This window comes from Rhizobium sp. BK008 (genome assembly GCF_014197345.1).
In the GTDB taxonomy this organism is placed as follows: Bacteria; Pseudomonadota; Alphaproteobacteria; order Rhizobiales; family Rhizobiaceae; genus Rhizobium; species Rhizobium anhuiense.
In genome coordinates this window covers 18289-38283 of record NZ_JACIFK010000003.1, presented here as the reverse complement: position 1 = coordinate 38283, position 19995 = coordinate 18289, and the positions used below count along the sequence as shown (strand labels likewise).

Sequence of the window (19995 nt, the reverse complement as noted above, 5' to 3'; positions counted from 1 at the left end):
GTTTTGCGGTTCCGTCCGTTATCTGTTGCCGAATCTGGTGGCGAGTAGCCGGGTATGCTCCCGTCACGATTTGAGAAGGAGAGACTTATGAACAAAATTCTTGCGACGGCCTTTGCCGCGGTATCGTTGACCTTTGTCGGAGCGGGGGTGGCCAATGCCGCCGACCTCGCCACCAGGACATATGAAGAGCCGGACCTGCGCAATGGCGTGAAGATCGGTTATCTCACCTGCGATATCGGCGGCGGCACGGGTTATGTGCTCGGTTCATCCAAGGAAGCCGATTGCATCTTCCAGTCGACCGTCGGCAACGAGCTTTCGGATCGTTATACCGGCGAAGTGAGAAAACTTGGCATCGACCTTGGTTTCACCACGCGCAGCCGCCTGATCTGGGCCGTGTTTGCGCCGACCGCCGGCTATCACCGCGGCTCGCTCGCCGGCCTCTATGTCGGCGCTAGCGCCGAAGCCACGCTCGGCGCCGGTGTGGGCGCCAATCTCCTGGTCGGCGGTACCTCCGGCTCGATCCATCTGCAGACGGTCAGCCTGACCGGCCAGCTCGGCCTCAACGTTGCGGCAGGCAGCGCCTCGATGACGCTAACGGCAGCGAATTGATGTTCTTTTTTGGCGCCTCCTGCCCATGGCGGTGGGGAGGCGCCAACTCTTCTGAGGAGCGATTTCGCGCCCTCGCATGCCCAAGCCGGATCACGACATGATGGATATTCGAATGGCAACGCCCGACGAGGACGAGGTCCTGGTGGGGCACTATCTGAAGATCTGGGACAGCTACGGCACACCACCGGAACACTACAGCTCCGATGCGGCGGCGCGGATCTTGTCTTTCATCAGAAGCGGTCGCGAAGAGCGCCGCCTGACCTCGTTCCTTGCGATCGTCGACGGTGAAATCGCCGGTTCTGCATCCTGCCAGCTGCACCAATCGCCGTTTCCGGAGGTCATCCGTCCGGAACAGCGGCTGTTCGGTTATATCTGGTCCGTCTATGTCGCCGACGCCTTCCGTCGGCGCGGCATCGCATTGGCGCTGACCAACAAGGCCGTCGATTATCTGAAATCGATCGGCTGCACGACGGTCGTCATCCATGCCTCGGATGCCGGCGAACCCGTTTATAGGGCTGCCGGTTTCGAACTGGCGAAGGAAATGCGCCTGAGGTTCCCGGAGGAATAACGACCCGGATGCGGCCGGTGCCGCATCTTCCGCTTACGTCTTTGGCCGGCCGGGTGCGATAAAGGCGGCGATCGTCGCCGCGTCTTGGCCGGCCTCACGCAGGAAGCGGCTGGCAAATTCGATGGCGGGGCTTCGAAGCGCATCGTCCGGGCGGATCAGGTGAAAGGCCACGTGATAATCGAGCGTCCGTTCCGAGACAGTGACGACGCGCCCGGCCGCCAGCGCCGCATCCGACAGCGGCGGTCGCGCCAGCGCGATGCCGAGCCCCTGCGCACAGGCGTCGATCACCAGATTATAGTCTTCGAAGCGCCGGTCATGGCCGCGCGGCGTATAGTCGACACCCTCGCGGGCGAGCCAGCGGCGCCAGCCTTCGATGTTCGAATCGTGCAGGATCGGCAGTTCGAGCAGCGACAAGGCATCTGAGCGCTGTCCGAGCCGGTCCGCCAGCGCAGGGGCAGCGATCGGACACGATTTCTCCTGCCAGAGCGGTAGGGCGCGCACGCCCGCCCACGGCCCCTTTCCGCAGCGGATGGCAAGATCCGTGCCTTCGCCGAAATCCGCCAGCCGGTGTTCGAGCGTCAACTCGACATGCAACTCGTTTCCCTCAAGCTTCGGCAGGCGCTGAAACAGCCATAGCGAGGCGACGGAGGGTGTTACCGAGAGGCGCACTACCGCCTTGTTGCGGCGGGGCAGCCAGCGCTCGCCACTATTGCCGAGCAGCGCCAGCGCTTCCTCCGCCCGCGCGAAAAACCGCATACCTTCCGGCGTCAGGCGCACACCTCGGGCTTCGCGGGCAAACAGCCGCACGCCCATCCAGCGCTCCAGGCGCGAGACCTGCCGCGACACCGCGCCATGGGTGATGCCGCTTTCCTCGGCCGCGGCCGAAAACGATCCGAGCCGGGCGGCGCGGGCAAAGGTCTCGAGCGTGTCGAGGGGCGGAAGCACGGGCGAGCTGTGAACCATACGCACATTTGATCATCGATTGCGATGCTTTTCAAGCACGGATCGAAGGCCTAATCCATTTCACAGAAACAGATGGAGGCGAAAATGAGCATGGCGGCAAGCGCACCGGTTACGGCGAAACAGCAAGGCGGGTTCGATATGGTGGCCTTTGCGGCGATCCTCGTTACCATCCTCTTCTGGGCGTCCTCCTTCGTGGTGATCCGCATCTGTCTCGGACCGCTGACGCCGATCGAACTGGCGACGGCGCGTTATGTGGCAGCCGGCGCCATCGCCCTCGTCTACCTCGCCATCTACCGGCCGATGCCGGAAAGGCGCGATTTCCTCCGCCTCTCCATTGCCGCCGTGCTCTTCATCGCCGCCTATGCGGTTTTGTTGAACACCGGCGAGCAGACGGTTGCGGCAGGGCCGGCGAGCTTCATCATCAACACCATGCCCGTCTTCACTGCCCTGATTGCCACATTCGCGCTCGGCGAGCGCTTTGGCCGCTGGGGCTGGGCGGGTACCGCGGTTTCCTTCGGCGGCGTAGCGCTGATTGCAGTCGCCTCCGACGACGGTTTCAAGCTCGATCCAAATGCGGTCATGATCCTTGGTGCAGCGCTCTGCTCGGCGATCGCCAGCGTGCTGCAGAAGCCGCTGCTTGGACGGCTGCCGGCGCTTGCCGTCACCGCCTGGATCCTGCTCATCGGTTCCGTGCCGCTGTTTCCGGCCGTCCCGGCGACAATCCAGGCGCTCGCGGCCGCACCGGCCGAAGTGAACTGGGGCGTTGCCTATCTCGTCATCTTCCCCACTGTGATCGGCTATCTCACCTGGGCGATCGCGTTGAAGCGGCTGACGGCCGCCCGCGCTTCGAATTTCCTCTACGGCGTTCCGCCGGTCGCCACGCTAATCGGTTTTGTCTGGCTGGGCGAAACGCCAACGGTGCTCGGTGCGGTCGGTGGCGTCATGGCAATCCTCGGTGTGCTCATCGTCAACGTGATGCGGAAGCGATAGCGTGAGATTCGAGCCGCGAGGGCGAACTGGTAACAGATAGGCATTGCGCTGCCCTTCGCTTTCTTTAAAACGAAAGCAGATACGAAAGGTATGCGCCCATGTTCTTGACCGACCGGCAAACCGAAATCGTGGCGATTGCGAAATCGAGCGGCAGGGTTCTGGTCGAGGAACTTGCCTCTCGCTTTTCCGTGACGCGGCAGACGATTCGCAAGGATCTGAACGATCTCTGCGACGCACAGGTGCTGACACGTATTCATGGCGGTGCCACATTCCCGAGCGGCACCGAGAACGTCAAATACGAGGCGCGCCGCCAGATCGCCGCTTCCGAGAAGCAGGCGATCGGCATTGCCGCGGTCGAGCTGATCCCGAGCGGCGCCTCGCTCTTCATCAATATCGGAACGACGACCGAGGCGGTGGGCGAGGCGCTCGCCAATCACCACGAGTTGATGGTGATCACCAATAATATCAACGTTGCCAATAGGTTGCGTTCCTTTCCGGCGATCGAAGTGGTGATCGCCGGCGGGGTCGTGCGTGGTTCGGACGGCGGGATCGTCGGTGAAGCGGCCGTCGATTTCATCCGTCAGTTCAAGGTCGATTACGCCGTGATCGGCGCGTCGGCGATCGACGTGGACGGCGCGCTTCTCGACTACGATTTTCGCGAGGTGAAGGTGGCTCAAGCGATCATCGCCAATGCCAGGCATGTCATCCTGGTTGCCGATTCGACGAAGTTCGAACGCACTGCACCGGTCAGGATCGGCCAGCTTTCGCAGGTCCATACCTTCATCACCGACCACTGTCCGGTGGCGTCGATCCGCAATCTCTGCCTCGAAAACAATGTGAAGCTGATCGAAACGAACGGCAGATCGCGCTAGCGGATAGGGCTGAAAAGCGTCAGCGCCTTTCGAAAGCGCACGATGCTCTATGCCTTTGATTCAGATGACAATTCTCATTTTATCCTGATCCGGCCTAAAAATCGTCCAGATCAAGGTGGTGATCTCCGAAACATTCGTTTGACATTCGTATTTCTTTCGTTTTAACTGGTGTCACTTTCGCAATTGCGCAAGTTTTGTGCGATGCGAAATCTGCAGCGGGGCTCGGAGGGGATATTGGGCCGGGAGATTCACGACATATTCGTCATCGGTGGCGGCATCAACGGCTGCGGCATTGCGCGCGATGCTGTTGGGCGCGGCTATTCGGTGGCGCTGGCGGAGATGAACGATTTCGCCTCGGGCACTTCGTCGGGCGCCACCAAGCTGATCCATGGCGGCCTGCGTTATCTCGAGCATTACGAATTCCGCCTGGTGCGCGAATCGCTGATGGAGCGCGAAATCCTCTGGGCGATGGCGCCGCACATCATCTGGCCGCTGCGCTTCGTGCTGCCCTATCACAAGGGCGGCATCCGTCCGGCCTGGCTGATCCGGCTCGGCCTCTTCCTCTACGACCACCTTGGCGGCCGCAAGCTGCTGCCGCCGACCTCGGTGCTCGACATGCGCCGCGATCCGGCCGGCAAGCCGCTGAAGGCGCTGTTTGCCAAGGCCTTCGAATATTCCGACGGCTGGGTCGACGATGCCCGCATGGTGGTGCTGAACGCCCGCGACGCCGCCGACAAGGGGGCGACCATCATGCCGCGCACCAAAGTCGTGTCGGCAAGGCGCGAGAAGGGCCTGTGGCATATCGAGACCACCGATACGGTCACCGGCCGCAATGACAGCCATCAGGCCCGCATGCTGGTCAATGCCGCCGGTCCCTGGGTCGACCATGTCATTCGTTCCGCCTTCGGCCAGAACGAAGCCCATCATGTCCGCCTCGTCCAAGGCAGCCATATCGTCGTGAAAAAGAAGTTCGACGATGTGAGAGCCTATTTCTTTCAGAACCCCGACAACCGCATCATCTTCGCCATCCCCTACGAGGGCGACTTCACGCTGATCGGCACCACCGACCGCGACTATACCGCCGATCCCAAGGATGTCAGGATCTCCGAGGAGGAGACCGTCTATCTCTGCAATGCGGCGTCGGAATATTTCAAAGAGCCGGTCAAGCCGGAAGATATCGTCTGGACCTATTCGGCGGTCAGGCCGCTTTATGACGACGGTGCCTCGAAGGCACAGGAGGCGACGCGCGACTATGTGCTGAAGCTGGAAGGCGAAGGTGCCGCACCGTTGCTCAACGTCTTCGGCGGCAAGCTCACCACCTATCGCCGGCTTTCCGAACATGCGCTGGAGAAGATCGGTGCTGCGATCGGCGTCAAGGGCGCCCCGTGGACGGCCAAAAGCCATCTGCCGGGCGGCGACTTCCCGGTCCGCGGCTATGAGGCACAAGTTGACAAGCTGAAACGGCGTTATCAGTTCCTCGCCGATCAGCATGCCCGCCGCCTGGTGCGCCGCTATGGCACCAGGGCCGAGGTGCTGCTCGGCGATGCCCGCGGCATCGACGATCTCGGACGGTTGTTCGGCGGTGATCTCTACGAGGCGGAGGTCACCTATCTCGTTAAACAGGAATGGGCCCGGCACGCCGAAGACGTGCTGTGGAGGAGAACAAAGGATGGCCTGCGCCTTTCGAAGGAGCAGGCTCAGTCACTGGAGGAGTACATGGCTGCCATGCCGGCGATGGCCGGATAGGAGCCCTGTGGTCCCCGCTGCGTGGAGGCACGGGAATCGGAATGCTGGAACTGCGGAACGCCGCCAAGATGGTGGGCGCGGACTATCACATTTATCCGACCGATCTGGTCCTCGAGCGAGGCACGCTGAACGTCCTGCTCGGGCCGACGCTGTCGGGCAAGACGTCGCTGATGCGGCTGATGGCCGGCCTCGACCGGCCGACGGGCGGCTCCGTCCATTTCGACGGCGTCGATGTCACCGGCATGCCGGTGCAGAAGCGCAACGTTGCCATGGTCTACCAGCAATTCATCAACTATCCGGCGCTGACCGTCTACGAGAACATCGCCTCGCCGATGCGCATATCAGGCAAGGATGCCGCCACGATCGACCGCGACGTGCGCAAGGCGGCCGAGCTCCTGAAGCTCACGCCCTATCTCGACCGCACGCCGCTCAATCTGTCGGGCGGCCAGCAGCAGCGCACGGCGCTGGCGCGCGCCCTCGTCAAGAATGCCAGCCTGGTGCTGATGGACGAGCCGCTCGCCAATCTCGATTACAAGCTGCGTGAAGAGCTGCGGCAGGAATTGCCGCGCATCTTCGCCCAGTCCGGCGCGATCTTCGTTTATGCCACGACGGAACCCTCCGAAGCCTTGTTGCTGGGTGGCAATACGGCAGCGCTCAACGAGGGCCGGATCACGCAGTTCGGCCCGACGATCGAGGTCTATCGCAATCCGCTCGATCTGACGACGGCGAAAACCTTTGCCGACCCGCCGCTGAATTTTATTGATCTGGTCAAATCGGAAGGCAATTTCCTGCGCGATGGCGCCGTGATTTTTGCCGTGCCGCCGCATCTTCAGAACGTGCCGGACGGGCCGGCAACGATCGCGTTTCACCCGCATCATCTTGCACCAACCGCCCAGACGGCTGATTCGGCGCAGCTGATAGCACGGACACAGATTTCGGAGATCACGGGATCGGAAAGTTTCGTGCATCTACAATTTGCCGGCACCCGCTGGGTGATGCTTGCGCACGGCATCCACAATATCGATCCGGACACGGACCTCTCCGTTTTCATCGATACGCGCCACCTGATGGCGTTCGGCGCGGACGGCCGGGCGATCACCATTGCCGGGCAGAGGGGCTAGGAGAAGATCATGGCACGTATCACCCTCGATCATATTCGACATGCCTATGGGCCGAACCCGAAGAGCGAGAAGGACTACGCTCTCAAGGAAGTGCACCACGAGTGGAACGACGGCGGTGCCTATGCGCTGCTCGGACCTTCAGGCTGCGGAAAGACCTCGCTGCTCAATATCATTTCCGGCCTTATTCAACCGTCCGAAGGGCGAATTCTCTTCGACGGACAGGATGTTACGAACCTGCCGACGCAGCAGCGAAATATTGCGCAGGTATTCCAGTTTCCGGTGATCTACGACACGATGACCGTCTATGACAATCTGGCTTTCCCCTTGCGCAACCGCGGAGTCGCGGAGCCTGATGTTGATCGTCGTGTCCGCGAAATACTGGAGATGATTGATCTTTCAGACTGGGCCAAGCGGCGCGCGCGCGGTTTGACGGCGGACCAAAAGCAGAAGATTTCGCTCGGCCGCGGCCTTGTGCGCTCGGATGTGAACGCGATTCTCTTCGATGAGCCGCTCACCGTTATCGATCCGCATATGAAGTGGGTGCTGCGGTCGCAGCTGAAGCGGCTGCATAAGCAGTTCGGCTTTACGATGGTCTATGTCACGCATGACCAGACGGAGGCGCTGACATTCGCCGACAAAGTCGTGGTGATGTACGATGGCGAGATCGTGCAGATCGGCACGCCGGCCGAGCTCTTCGAGCGTCCGAGCCATACCTTCGTCGGCTACTTCATCGGTTCTCCAGGCATGAACTTCATGCCAGCCAAGGTGGAAGGCCGCACGGTTCGGGTCGGCGAGCACGCGCTGACGCTCGACTATGCGCCAAAGACTGCGGCAGCGGCCAAGGTAGAGCTTGGAATCCGGCCCGAGTTTATCAGGGTCGGCCGCGAGGGCATGCCTGTAACCGTCAGCAAGGTGGAAGATATCGGCCGGCAGAAGATCGTCCGCGCCCAGTTTGCCGGCCAGCCGATCGCGATCGTCGTCCCTGAAGACGGGGAAATTCCGGCTGATCCCCGGGTGACCTTCGAACCGTCGGGTATCAGTATCTATGCCGACTCTTGGCGCGCCGGACCGGAGGCTTGATCATGGAAAAAACCTGGAACAACAAAGCGTGGTTTCTGGTCCTGCCGGTCCTCGTGCTGGTGGCATTCTCGGCCGTCATTCCCTTGATGACGGTTGTGAACTATTCCGTTCAGGACACTTTCGGAAACAACCAGTTCTTCTGGAACGGAACGGACTGGTTTACCCAAATCCTGCATTCCGACCGTTTCTGGGCCGCCCTGCAGCGAAATCTGGTTTTTTCGTTGATCATTCTCGCTCTTGAGATCCCGCTCGGTATCTTCATTGCGCTCAACATGCCGAAATCGGGCATCGGCGTGCCGGTGTGCCTGGTTCTGATGGCGCTGCCACTACTGATCCCGTGGAACGTTGTCGGCACGATCTGGCAGGTGTTCGGCCGCAACGACATTGGTTTGTTCGGCTATTCCCTCAATGCCATCGGCATCGATTACAACTATGTGCAGGATCCGCTCGACGCCTGGGTGACGATCATCATCATGGACGTCTGGCACTGGACGAGCCTGGTCGTTTTGCTCTGCTATGCCGGCCTCGTTTCCATTCCGGATGCTTTCTATCAGGCAGCCAAGATCGACGGTGCGTCTCGTTGGGCGGTATTCCGCTATATCCAGCTGCCAAAGATGAAACGCGTTCTTCTGATCGCCGTGCTGCTGCGTTTCATGGATAGTTTCATGATCTACACCGAGCCTTTTGTCGTCACGGGCGGCGGTCCCGGCAACGCGACCACTTTCCTGTCGATCGATCTGGTCAAGACCGCCCTCGGACAGTTTGACCTCGGTCCGGCCGCTGCTATGTCGCTGATCTATTTCCTGATCATCCTGCTGCTTTCGTGGGTGTTCTACACCGTCATGACAAGCCACGACGCGGAGAATTGAAATGAGCGCCTCCAACGAAACGACAGCGAGCCGAAAAATCTCAGGCGTTACCAGTGTCGCAAGCGGTCTCTCCTCCGATGAAGTAAGCCGTCTGATGCGCCGGCGCGGCGAGGAATCGCGCTGGTGGTGGCTGGTTCCGACGATCTATATCATCGTGCTCCTGCTGCCGATCTATTGGCTCGTCAATATGAGCTTCAAGACCAATGCGGAAATCGTCAATTCTCTGACGCTTTATCCTCATAACCCGACGATCGCCAATTACGTGACGATCTTCACGGAGAAGGCGTGGTATTCCGGCTACATCAATTCAATCACCTATGTCGTGATCAACATGGTGATCTCGGTGGCAGCTGCGCTGCCGGCGGCCTATGCCTTTTCCCGTTATCGGTTCCTTGGTGACAAGCATCTTTTCTTCTGGTTGCTGACGAACCGGATGGCGCCGCCGGCGGTTTTTGCCCTGCCGTTCTTCCAGCTCTACTCAGCCTTTGGACTGATCGATACGCACATCGCCGTGGCATTGGCGCATTGCCTCTTCAACGTGCCGCTTGCGGTCTGGATCCTTGAAGGCTTCATGTCCGGCGTGCCGAAGGAAATCGACGAAACGGCCTATATTGATGGCTATTCGTTCCCGCGGTTTTTCCTGAAGATCTTCACGCCGCTGATTGCGAGCGGCATAGGTGTCGCCTGCTTCTTCTGCTTCATGTTCTCTTGGGTCGAGTTGCTGATCGCACGAACGTTGACGACTACCGACGCGAAGCCGATCGCTGCCACCATGACCCGTACCGTCTCCGCATCCGGCATGGATTGGGGCTTGCTCGCCGCCGCGGGTGTTCTGACCTTGATCCCAGGGGCGCTGGTGATCTGGTTTGTGCGCAATTACATCGCCAAGGGCTTCGCCCTGGGGAGGGTTTGATGGGCTTTTCACTTCCCGATTTTTCATGGATGGCATGGACCTGGCCGACGGCCGCGTTCTTCATCGTTATCGCATTGCTGCTGATCGGCATGGGGGTCTGGGAGTATGCCGTGCCGGGCGGCAACCCGCGGATCGGAATCCTGCGCTTCGAGACGACGCGCGGTGACCGGCTTTTCCTTTCGCTGCTCGGCAGCGCCTTTATCCATCTTGCCTGGCTTGGTCTCGCGGGATCAAGCCTCTGGTGGGCTCTCGCTCTCTCCGTTGTCTACGCCGTCGGCGTATTCCGTTACGTGTGAGGCAAACTGATGCAGATGGCCGGGGTTTTTCTGGCCGCCTGAGACGTGAAGACTGCAATCGCAAAACCCTGGGAGGATATCATGCGAAGGCATTTATTGACGACGACAGCAGCGGTACTGCTGGCCATGACCGGGTCGGCCTATGCCGGCATGGACGAGGCAAAGACTTTCCTGGACAAAGAGATCGGCGACGTGTCGACGCTCTCTCGTGCCGACCAGGAAAAGGAAATGCAATGGTTCGTCGATGCGGCGAAGCCTTTCCAGGGTATGGACATCAAGGTTGTTTCGGAAACCTTGACCACTCACAAGTATGAGTCCGAGGTTCTGGCTCCGGCCTTCACTGCGATCACCGGCATCAAGGTCACGCACGACGTCATTCAAGAGGGTGACGTTGTCGAGAAGATCCAGACGCAGATGCAGACCGGGCAGAACCTGTATGATGGCTGGGTCAACGACTCCGACTTGATCGGTACGCACTGGCGTTATCAGCAGGTCCGCAATCTGACCGACTGGATGGCCGGCGAAGGCAAGGACGTTACCAACCCCGGCCTCGATATCGACGACTTCATCGGCACCAAGTTCACGACCGCGCCGGACAAGAAGCTCTACCAGCTTCCCGACCAGCAGTTCGCCAACCTCTATTGGTTCCGCTACGACTGGTTCAACGACGAGAAGAACAAGGCCGATTTCAAGGCGAAATACGGCTACGATCTCGGCGTTCCGGTCAACTGGTCGGCCTATGAAGACATTGCCGAATTCTTTACCGGCCGTGACGTCAACGGCAAGAAGGTCTTCGGCCATATGGACTACGGCAAGAAGGACCCGTCGCTCGGCTGGCGCTTCACCGACGCCTGGCTGTCGATGGCCGGCAACGGCGACAAGGGCCTGCCGAACGGTCTTCCGGTCGACGAATGGGGCATCAAGGTCGACGAGAATTCGCGTCCAGTCGGTTCGTGCGTCGCGCGTGGCGGCGATACTAACGGCCCGGCATCGGTCTATTCGATCCAGAAGTATCTCGATTGGTTGAAGGCGTACGCACCGCCGGAAGCTCAGGGCATGACCTTCTCGGAATCCGGTCCGGTGCCGGCACAGGGTAACGTCGCGCAGCAGATCTTCTGGTACACGGCGTTTACCGCAGACATGGTCAAGCCTGGCCTGCCTGTTATGAATGAGGACGGTACGCCGAAATGGCGCATGGCACCGAGCCCGCATGGCGTTTACTGGAAAGACGGCATGAAGCTTGGTTATCAGGACGTCGGCTCGTGGACGTTGATGAAGTCGACCCCGACGGACCGCGCGAAAGCTGCCTGGCTCTATGCACAGTTCGTGACCTCCAAGACTGTTGACGTGAAGAAGAGCCAGCTCGGTCTCACCTTCATCCGCGAATCCACCATTCGCGACAAGAGCTTTACGGAGCGCGCTCCGAAGCTCGGCGGTCTGATTGAGTTCTATCGTTCGCCGGCCCGTGTTCAATGGTCGCCAACCGGCACCAACGTTCCCGACTATCCGAAGCTGGCTCAGCTTTGGTGGCAGGCCATCGGTGACGCCGCTGCCGGCGCCAAGACACCGCAGGAAGCCATGGACTCTCTTTGCGGCGAGCAGGAGAAGGTCATGGGCCGTATCGAGAAATCGGGTGTCCAGGGCGATATCGGCCCGAAACTCGCCGAAGAGCATGACCTCGCTTACTGGAACGCGGATGCGGTGAAGAAGGGCAACCTTGCACCGCAGCTGAAGATCGAGAATGAGAAGGAAAAGCCGGTCACTGTCAACTACGACGAACTCGTCAAGAGCTGGCAGTCGAAGTAAGGCGGACCTCGGCCGGAGGCGACAAAGCTTCCGGCCATCACTTCCTGCCACCGGCTACGGCCGGTGGCACCCACAATCTTTCTCTCATGAAACCTCCGCGTCTGCCCTCCTTGCCGGGCGGAGCGGTTTCGTGCGAGCCGGAGACGGATATGAGCGGCTATATTCTTTCAATCGACCAGGGCACGACGTCCTCACGCGCGATCATCTTCGACGGCGACATGAAAATGGCCGGCTCCGCGCAGGCGGAGATCACCCAATACTATCCGCAGCCCGGATGGGTGGAACATGACGCCACGGAGATCTGGCTGTCCGTGATCGACACGGTGCGCAAGGCGATTGCAGATGCCGGCATACAGGCCGGCGACATTGCCGCGATCGGCATCACCAACCAACGCGAGACGGCGGTCGTTTGGGATCGCAAGTCCGGAACACCGCTTCATCGCGCGATCGTCTGGCAGGACAGGCGCACGGCTGAAATGTGCGAGAGCCTGAAGGCCGACGGGTACGAGAAGCTGTTCAGCGCCAAGACCGGGCTGTTGCTCGACCCCTATTTCTCCGGAACGAAGCTGCGCTGGCTGCTCGACAATGTCGACGGTCTGCGTGAGAAGGCGGAGGCAGGCGATGTCTGCTTCGGCACGATCGACAGCTGGTTGATCTACAATCTGACGGGCGGCCGTGTGCATGCCACCGATGCGACCAATGCATCGAGAACGCTGCTCTACAATATCGATGACGGTGCCTGGGACGAGGAGCTTCTCGGCATTCTCGGTATTCCCCCTGCGGTGCTTCCCGAGGTCAGGGAATGCGCCGATGATTTCGGCCGCGTCGACAAGGCGCTGCTCGGTGCGGAGCTTCCGATCCTCGGCGTTGCCGGCGACCAGCAGGCGGCGGCGATGGGCAATGCCTGCTTCGAGCCCGGCATGATGAAATCCACCTATGGCACCGGCTGCTTTGCCCTGCTGAACACCGGCCGGGATCGTGTTTCCTCCTCCAACCGGATGCTGACGACGATCGCCTACCGGCTCGACGGCGAGACGACCTATGCGCTCGAAGGCTCGATCTTCATCGCCGGCGCCGCCGTGCAATGGCTGCGCGATGGTCTCGGCATCATCGGTCAGGCGTCGGAGGCGGGGGTGCTTGCGGCCAAGGCCGATCCCGGACAGCAGGTCTATATCGTTCCGGCCTTCACCGGCCTCGGCGCCCCCTATTGGGATCCGGCCGCGCGCGGCGCGATCTTCGGCCTGACCCGAAACAGCGGGCCGGCGGAATTTGCCCGCGCCGTGCTCGAATCCGTCGCCTACCAGACACTCGATCTGCTGGTGGCGATGAAGAAGGACTGGGGGGTCAACCAGCTGGAAACGGTGCTGCGTGTCGATGGCGGTATGGCGGCTTCGGATTGGACCATGCAGTGCCTCGCCGACATGACGGGGAACCCCGTCGACCGCTCGGCGATCCGCGAGACGACGGCGCTGGGTGCTGCCTGGCTTGCCGGCTCGAAAGCCGGCATCTGGCCCGGCAGGCGGGAGTTTGCGCAGGCCTGGGCCTGCGACCGCCGCTTCAGCCCTTCGATGGAGGAGACCGAGCGGCAGACCAAGATCATCGGCTGGAAGAATGCCGTCTCCAGAATGATTTCGGACGCCTCGGCGGGATAGAACCGCTTCCGGCTCTTACGCACCGCCGGCAGCCTTTCTGTTGATGAAGCTCAGGGCCAGCACGGCAAAGATCAGCGTTCCCGTGCCGACCTGCTGCCAATAGAAGTTCAGGTCTGTCAGCAGCAGCCCGTTGGCGACGACGCTGAGCAGCAGCGCGCCGAGGACGGTCCCGCCGACATTCGGCCGCCCGAGCGGGCTGAGCGTCGTGCCGATGAAGGTGGCGCCGATGGCATTGAGCAGGAAGGCATTGCCGGAGGATGGAATGTAGGTGGTGACGGTTGCCGTCAGGATCAGGCCGGCGATGGCCGCGATCAACCCGACCAGGATGAAGGTCACCGTTACATGGGCCGGCGCTGCGATGCCGGAATAGCGCACGACGCCCGGCTGGATGCCGATCGACAGAATGACACGGCCGAAACGCGTGCGGGCAAAAACCACCGCTGCGGCTGCGATGACGATGATGGCCGCGGCCAGCGGCACCGGAAAGCCGGCGACCGTGCCGTGGCCGAGGAAGCGGAAGGCCTCCGGCACGCCGTTCGGCGGCAGATAGACCGGATTGCCGCCATTGGTCAGCAGTTGTTGAACGCTGCGGCCGATGAACAGCGTGCCGAGCGTGGCGAGGAACGGCGACACCCCGATCCCGGAGATCAAGAGCGCGTTGAAGACGCCGACGACCGCTCCGGCTGCCAGTCCCGCCAGCGCGGCGAGTGCCACCGGCTGCCCGGCGAGAACCAGCGAAACGAAAGCGAAGCTGGCGAAATCCATTGCCGTTCCCACGGAAAGATCGATGCCGCCCGAGGCGACGGCGAAGGTCATGGCGATGGAGACGATGGCAAGCAGCGTGAAATTGTTGACCAGTATGCTCTGCAGGTTCGCCAGCGTTGTGAATGTCGGCGTTGTCAGGGAAAAGGCGGCGAATACCGCAACCAGGGCGAGGATCAGCCCATAACGCACCAGGCCGCCGGCGATCAGACGCGGCAAGCCTGTCGTGGCGGGGGTAGGGATATGGAGCGACATGGTCAGGCCTCCTGCCGGCGCAGCAGTGTCGTCGCGGAAACGACGATGAGAATGAGCACGCCCTGGACGCCGCTGACCAGGGTGCTCGAAATATTCAGCAGCTGGAAACCGTTGACCAGGAAGCCGACCAAAAGGGCCGAAAGCAGCGTCCCGGTGACTGTCGGAACCAGCCGACGCGAAAAGACCGAGCCGAGCAGGGCGGTGACGACGACGGGCAGCAGCATCTCGCCGGCGCCGGTCGTGCTGCCGCTCAGATAGGAAACGGACAGGATGCCGGCGATGCCGCCGGAAACGCCGCTGGCGACGAAGGCACCTGATAGGAGCCGGCGAAGCGGCAGACCGGCGGCACGCGCCGCATCCGGAAACTCACCGACAGCGTAGAGACGCAGGCCGAGCGGGGTATATTGCACGACCGCCGTCGCGATCGCCGTAAAGCCGAGGAGCACATAGGCGAGAACCGGTATGCCGAAAGGATCCGAGGCCGAAAGCGCCGAGAGGAAAGGTGTCGAGGCCGGCAGGACGGTATTGCCGGTCAGCACCAATTCCAGGCCGGCGACGACGTTCATGACGGCAAGCGTGGCGAGCAGCGGCACGATGCCGGCATAAACGACGGCAATGGCATTCACCGTGCCGATCAGCGCCCCGGTCAAGATCGCCGCGGCAATCGCCGTCGCATCGCCGTAGCCGAGCTGCGTCAGGCTCGCATAGACGGCGGCGCTGAGGCCCATATTGGCAGCGAGCGACAGGTCGATACCGCCGGTGACGACATTGGAGCCGCCGGCGATCAGCACGATCGTCAATCCGATGGCAAGCACGCCTGAGATGGCCGATTGGCCAAGCACGTTGCCGATATTGCCGATGCTGAGGAAATAGGGGGCGGTTAGCGAGAAGACGATCAGGATCGCGGCAAAGGCGATCAGCGATCCGAAGCGCAATGCGGTTGCTGCAATATTGCCGGCCGACCGCGGCGGCGATTCCACGGCGGAAAAACCGGAAGGCGCGAATTCCACTTCAGCCGACATGGCGTTGTCCCTCGGATGATCCGGTCGATTGCGCCAGCACGGCATCCGCCGTGGTCTCCGACGAGATGAATTCCCGCACCACCCGCCCGCGGAAGAGCACGAGGATGCGGTCGGTGATGCCGACGAGTTCGGGCAGATCCGAAGACAGCACGATCACACCGGCGCCGCGCGCCGCGAGTTCGCCGATCAGCGTATAGATCTCGACCTTGGAGCCGATATCGACGCCGACCGTCGGCTCGTCGAGGAGATAGACCTCGGAGCGGCGGCTCAGCCATTTGGCGATGGCGATCTTCTGCTGGTTGCCGCCTGAAAGCGTGCGCAGCAGGGCATCGCGCCCATTGGTTTTCACCTGCAGCCGACTAATCAGGGCATCGGCTTCGTCCCGTTCGCGTTTGCGATCGATAAAGCCGAAACGGGTGAAACGGCCAAGGCTGGAAAGGCTGATATTTTCCGCGACGCTGAGGTCGAGCGCGATGCCGTGGCGTCGCCGGTCTTCCGGCACCAGCGCGATCTCGCGCCCGGTCGCCTGCGTTGGATTGGTGAAACGGGCAGCCTTGCCGCTGACCTCGATACGGCCGGACGCCGCTGTCTCCAGACCGAAGAGCGCGCGGACCAGCTCCTTGGCGCCGGAGCCGAGCAGGCCGGTGAGGCCGAGCACCTCGCCGCGGCGAAGCGTGAAACTGACGTCGCTATATTTCCCCGGCGCCGACAGTTGCTCGACCTTGAGGATTTCCTCGCCAGGCGTCACCTGTGGCTTCGGGAACATCTCCTTGATGTCGCGCTCGACCATCAGCCGCGCAATCGCACCGGCCGAGGTGTCCCCGATCGGCAGGGAGGCGACATCAAGCCCATTGCGCAGCACGGTGACGTGGTCGCAGAGCTCTTCGATTTCGTTCAGGTAATGCGAGATATAGATGATGGTGACGCCCTCGTCGCGCAGACGACGGATCAGCCGGAAGAGGATATCGGCCTCGCGGCGCACCAAGGCGGCGGTCGGCTCATCGAAGACGAGCACTTTCGGCTGATTGAGGAGGGCGCGGGTGATCTGCACGATCTGCTTTTCGGCGGTCGACAATTCGCCGATCAGCGCGCTGTTCGGCAAGCGGATACCGAAATAGTCGTTGAGAATGTCGGATGCGCGCCGCTGCATCAGTCGCCGGTCGAGGAACGGCGTGCCAGATGTGCGCGGTTCCCGGCCGAGGAACAGGGCTTCGCCGACGGTGAAGGTCGGCACCAGCAGCCGATCCTGGTGAATGAAGTGGATGCCGAGCTCTTCGGCAAGATGCGGCGTCAGCCTGTCGAATGTACGCCCTTCGATCTCGATCCGGCCGCCATCCGGCTGGTGAAGACCGGCCAGCAGCTTGATCAGCGTCGACTTGCCGGCGCCGTTCTGGCCGACGAGACCGTGGATGGTGCCGCGCCTGACGATCAGCGACGCGCCGGCAAGCGCCTGCGCCCCGCCGAAATGCTTGACGATGCCTTCGAAGCGGATGATGTCGTTGCGTGCCGTGACCGGCTGCTTCAACGAAATGGCCGTCATGTCGATCTCTCCGGGCGGGCAGATTCCGAGCGATCCGGCAGGGCCGGATCGCTCGTGTTCAGTGTCAGCCGATGCCGAGTTTCTTGGTGACTTCGCCGACATTGGTCTTGTTGGCGAGCAGCGCCGGAACATAGGTTTCGCGCGGCAGGGTCTGGCCGGCGAGCAGCTTGGCGACGTTGCGGATGGCGGTGCGGCCGATTTCCGCCGGCTGCTGGGCGACATCGGCGCCGGCCGGCGAATTCGGATCGGCGATGAGCTGCAGCACTTCCGGGCTGCCGTCGACGCCGTAGGTGCGGATCTCGGTCCGCCCGGCGGCCGTCAGAGCCTGAGTCGCGCCCAGCTGCGGAATGTCCCAGGCCGACCAGATCGCCTTGATCGAACCCTTTTCCGGATATTTGTTGAGGATGGCCGTGATCTGCGTGAAGGCGTCCTGCACGGTGTTCGGGATGACGTCGCGCAGTTCCGGCTGGAGGATTTTCACCTTCGGGAAATATTTGACGACATTGACCAGCTGGTCGTAGCGGATCGCGCAGGGGGTCACGCCGTAGAAGCCGTTGAAGACGACGATATTGCCTTCGCCGCCGATATCTGAGACGAGCTGCAGCGCTAGGTCCTTGCCGATGCCCCAATTGTCGGAAGTCGTGTTGTTGATCGAATTGGTCGAGCCGACGTCGACGGTCAGGACCGGGATCCCGGCATCGCGCGCCTTCTTCAGCCAGGGATCGATGACGCTGAGCGTGCCGAGGATCTGGACGATCGCATCCGGCTTCTGGGCGATCAGCGTCTGCAATTGCGAAACCAGCTTGCCGTCATTGCGCCCGGCATCGACGGCGATCGGCTCGCCGCCGAGGCGCTTTACCTCTTCGATCTGGGCATTATAGGCCTGCAGGTCGAAGAAGTGATCGGTCCCGGTGGCGCTGATGGCGATGCGCTTGCCTTTCAGCGACAGCTCTTCGGCTGCAAAAACCGGCTTCTGCCCGATGAGCGAGGCACCGGCGACGGCAACCCCGGCCGCGGCCGACAGTTTCAACAGGTCTCGTCTTCCGAGACCGCTTCCGGATTTTTCGATGCTCATTGCCATTCTCTCCAATTAATTATGTCTATAGATTAAATGGATTAATGCGGATGAGGAGGAACGAATTTCCAAAAGAACGATCTCCGGGGAAAAGAGTGGAGGGAACGAAAGCTGATCCCTGGCTGCGGTTTCCCATGACCGGGAATGATTTCGGATGTCTCGGCGGTTTTGGGAGCGATCAGATGAGTCGACAGTCCACAGCCACCGATCAGGAAGAAACACGCACTGCATAATTCTTGCGCATGCGACCAGATTTGCCGAGGGTGAACGCCTGCCAGGCCGTGGTGCCGTGTGGCGCGACAGCAGTCATAAAATCACGATTTACATGGGCGCGGTCGGGTTTTATCCCACGACGTTGATATCCAGCGCGAAGCTTGGCTTCCATTTGGCGCGCAACTTGCCTCTCTCCCTGTCAGGGAGAATGAAACAATGCCCGATATCGATCCGCAGATTTTCTCAATAAGCCGGCCATCCCTCGGAGGCTACAAGGCCTTCGTTCAACGCGACATGATCGTCGAGACCTATCGCAGTGCCGCGGGGCAAATGGTTTCAAGGGGCTCGCTTCATAGAATTTCGATCAACCGTACGGCGCACGGCAAATATGCCTATCGGTTTGGAAGCGGGGCATTCTGCGAAGTTGAGAGGCCGCCCTTCACTCTGGGATTTCAACCGGCTGCCACGGTCCTTGAGGTCGAGGGCGATGCGGCGGATTATATCTCGATCTTCCAGTCACCGGCGCTCTACAGCGGCATCGGGGGTTCTCGCTTCGATCCCGAGCATTGGGATAGTGATGCGCTGAGCGCGACGACGGATCCGACAACGCTGCAGGTTGCGCTTTCTCTTGCATTTGCCGCCGAGAAGACCGGGCGCGACGACCCGCTTTTGATGCAGCATCTGGGAATGGCGCTCGCCTGTTGTGTTGTAAAACTGCTGGGCGCCAAACCTGAAGCCGGCGATCGTCCGCTGACATCGGAGAATCTCCGGCGCGTGATCGATTACATCGAGGACCTGCTTGGCAAATCCGATTTGAGTGTTGAGGAGCTGGCCGGTGTGGCCCATATGAGCCCCTTTCACTTCAGTCGGGAATTCAAACGGGCGGCGGGCATGGCGCCGCATCGCTTCGTCCTCGAACGCAGGATCGAGCGGGCGCGACTTTACCTTGCCGATGGCAAGGAGACGCTTGCAAACATCGCTTATACCACAGGCTTTTCCAGCCAGGCGCATTTCTCCAGCGTCTTTCGGCGTCTGATGGGGGCGACACCGAAGGAATACCAGCGTTCGGTCCGTCTTTGAGCCGGCGCCCGCCGATGGCAAATCAGCAATTTTGCGAAAGATAATCGCACGAATTTGAAATCTCTTGAGGCTGCGGTCTGCGAGGCTTTTCCCATCAGGAGGCCCGTATGACCGCTTTTGCCCAAACCAATCCGATTACCGACATCTGTTTTTTGGTCGAGGATGTCGAAAGAGCATCTGCCTTCTATGTCGAGCGGCTTGGCTTCAAGCCGCGCCGCCGCGCTCCCGGCTTTGCCGATTTCAAAGGCGCGGGCGTGACGCTGGCGCTCTGGGAGATCGCGCATATCGCCGAGAATACCGGTGTCTCAAACCGCCGGGCGCCTCCGGGCGTGCACAAGGCCTGCGCGGCCATCGAGCTTGCCTCGCCACAGCAGGTCGATGCTGCCTATGCGGAGCTGAAGGCCGCGGGCGTGCTCTTCCACGCGCCGCCGCAGAATTACGTCTGGAATGCGCGATGCTGCTATTTCGCCGATCCCGACGACAATCTCTGGGAGATCTATGCGTGGTCTGAAGGCGGCCCGATCGGCGACATCGACCCGCAGTAACGAGCATAAGCGGCCCAG

The 19995-nt window shown here is 61.3% G+C and carries 20 protein-coding genes; 14 read left to right on the top strand and 6 right to left on the bottom strand.

Features of this window, described 5'->3' with window-relative positions:
- The first annotated feature begins 87 nt into the window (after positions 1-87).
- Both FHT69_RS14855 and FHT69_RS14850 read left to right on the top strand, forming a co-directional pair.
- On the top strand, positions 88-609 hold the full coding sequence (locus FHT69_RS14855) for a DUF992 domain-containing protein (protein WP_028756513.1): 522 nt from the start codon (positions 88-90) through the stop codon (positions 607-609).
- 100 nt (positions 610-709) lie between these two features.
- A complete protein-coding gene (locus FHT69_RS14850; RefSeq protein ID WP_244604770.1) occupies positions 710-1177 on the top strand; it encodes a GNAT family N-acetyltransferase in 468 nt (155 codons plus the stop codon).
- A 33-nt stretch (positions 1178-1210) separates the two neighbouring features.
- Here FHT69_RS14850 and FHT69_RS14845 read toward each other — a convergent pair whose 3' ends face one another.
- Entirely contained in the window at positions 1211-2140 is a 930-nt protein-coding gene (locus tag FHT69_RS14845; RefSeq protein ID WP_097630936.1) for a LysR family transcriptional regulator, read from the bottom strand.
- Positions 2141-2212: 72 nt separating this feature from the next.
- Here FHT69_RS14845 and FHT69_RS14840 point away from each other — a divergent pair, with 72 nt between their 5' ends.
- From FHT69_RS14840 to glpK, 10 genes are all read left to right on the top strand, one after another.
- The gene (locus FHT69_RS14840; protein WP_174824432.1) at positions 2213-3130 is read left to right on the top strand and encodes a DMT family transporter; all 918 of its coding nucleotides are present in this window, start codon (positions 2213-2215) and stop codon (positions 3128-3130) included.
- Between the two features lie 98 nt (positions 3131-3228).
- The gene (locus FHT69_RS14835) at positions 3229-4002 is read left to right on the top strand and encodes a DeoR/GlpR family DNA-binding transcription regulator (RefSeq protein WP_063476188.1); all 774 of its coding nucleotides are present in this window, start codon (positions 3229-3231) and stop codon (positions 4000-4002) included.
- Positions 4003-4236: 234 nt separating this feature from the next.
- Positions 4237-5748 (top strand): glycerol-3-phosphate dehydrogenase, encoded by a 1512-nt coding sequence (glpD, locus tag FHT69_RS14830; protein WP_097630938.1) that lies wholly within the window; start codon positions 4237-4239, stop codon positions 5746-5748.
- A 41-nt stretch (positions 5749-5789) separates the two neighbouring features.
- Entirely contained in the window at positions 5790-6869 is a 1080-nt protein-coding gene (locus FHT69_RS14825; protein ID WP_047613245.1) for an ABC transporter ATP-binding protein, read from the top strand.
- A gap of 9 nt (positions 6870-6878) precedes the next feature.
- The gene (locus FHT69_RS14820; RefSeq protein WP_047613243.1) at positions 6879-7949 is read left to right on the top strand and encodes an ABC transporter ATP-binding protein; all 1071 of its coding nucleotides are present in this window, start codon (positions 6879-6881) and stop codon (positions 7947-7949) included.
- 2 nt (positions 7950-7951) lie between these two features.
- Entirely contained in the window at positions 7952-8818 is an 867-nt protein-coding gene (locus FHT69_RS14815; protein WP_047613241.1) for a carbohydrate ABC transporter permease, read from the top strand.
- A gap of 1 nt (position 8819) precedes the next feature.
- A complete protein-coding gene (locus FHT69_RS14810) occupies positions 8820-9731 on the top strand; it encodes a carbohydrate ABC transporter permease (protein WP_003552208.1) in 912 nt (303 codons plus the stop codon).
- Positions 9731-10027 (top strand): DUF2160 domain-containing protein, encoded by a 297-nt coding sequence (locus FHT69_RS14805; RefSeq protein ID WP_018246653.1) that lies wholly within the window; start codon positions 9731-9733, stop codon positions 10025-10027. The genes FHT69_RS14810 and FHT69_RS14805 overlap by 1 nt, the downstream gene beginning before the upstream one ends.
- Positions 10028-10108: 81 nt before the next feature.
- A complete protein-coding gene (locus tag FHT69_RS14800) occupies positions 10109-11833 on the top strand; it encodes an ABC transporter substrate-binding protein (protein ID WP_097544686.1) in 1725 nt (574 codons plus the stop codon).
- 149 nt (positions 11834-11982) lie between these two features.
- A complete protein-coding gene (gene glpK / locus FHT69_RS14795; RefSeq protein ID WP_097594743.1) occupies positions 11983-13485 on the top strand; it encodes a glycerol kinase GlpK in 1503 nt (500 codons plus the stop codon).
- 15 nt (positions 13486-13500) lie between these two features.
- Here the strand turns inward: glpK and FHT69_RS14790 are convergent, their stop codons facing one another.
- The 5 genes from FHT69_RS14790 to FHT69_RS14770 form a co-directional block, all read right to left on the bottom strand.
- A complete protein-coding gene (locus FHT69_RS14790) occupies positions 13501-14502 on the bottom strand; it encodes an ABC transporter permease (protein ID WP_097630939.1) in 1002 nt (333 codons plus the stop codon).
- Positions 14503-14504: 2 nt separating this feature from the next.
- The gene (locus FHT69_RS14785) at positions 14505-15524 is read right to left on the bottom strand and encodes an ABC transporter permease (RefSeq protein WP_183905562.1); all 1020 of its coding nucleotides are present in this window, start codon (positions 15522-15524) and stop codon (positions 14505-14507) included.
- Positions 15514-17064, bottom strand: a complete 1551-nt coding sequence (locus tag FHT69_RS14780; RefSeq protein WP_183905561.1) for a sugar ABC transporter ATP-binding protein — start codon at positions 17062-17064, stop codon at positions 15514-15516. The genes FHT69_RS14785 and FHT69_RS14780 overlap by 11 nt, the downstream gene beginning before the upstream one ends.
- Before the next feature lie 64 nt (positions 17065-17128).
- The gene (locus FHT69_RS14775; protein ID WP_047615008.1) at positions 17129-18139 is read right to left on the bottom strand and encodes a sugar ABC transporter substrate-binding protein; all 1011 of its coding nucleotides are present in this window, start codon (positions 18137-18139) and stop codon (positions 17129-17131) included.
- 208 nt (positions 18140-18347) lie between these two features.
- Positions 18348-18524 (bottom strand): hypothetical protein, encoded by a 177-nt coding sequence (locus tag FHT69_RS14770; protein WP_155295713.1) that lies wholly within the window; start codon positions 18522-18524, stop codon positions 18348-18350.
- 44 nt (positions 18525-18568) lie between these two features.
- Between FHT69_RS14770 and FHT69_RS14765 the strand changes: the two genes are divergently transcribed.
- Both FHT69_RS14765 and FHT69_RS14760 read left to right on the top strand, forming a co-directional pair.
- Positions 18569-19432 carry an AraC family transcriptional regulator gene (locus FHT69_RS14765; RefSeq protein WP_097630940.1) on the top strand — a complete coding sequence of 288 codons (864 nt, stop codon included), beginning with the start codon at positions 18569-18571 and terminating at the stop codon, positions 19430-19432.
- 107 nt (positions 19433-19539) lie between these two features.
- Positions 19540-19977 (top strand): VOC family protein, encoded by a 438-nt coding sequence (locus FHT69_RS14760; protein ID WP_097630941.1) that lies wholly within the window; start codon positions 19540-19542, stop codon positions 19975-19977.
- Positions 19978-19995: the final 18 nt, after the last annotated feature.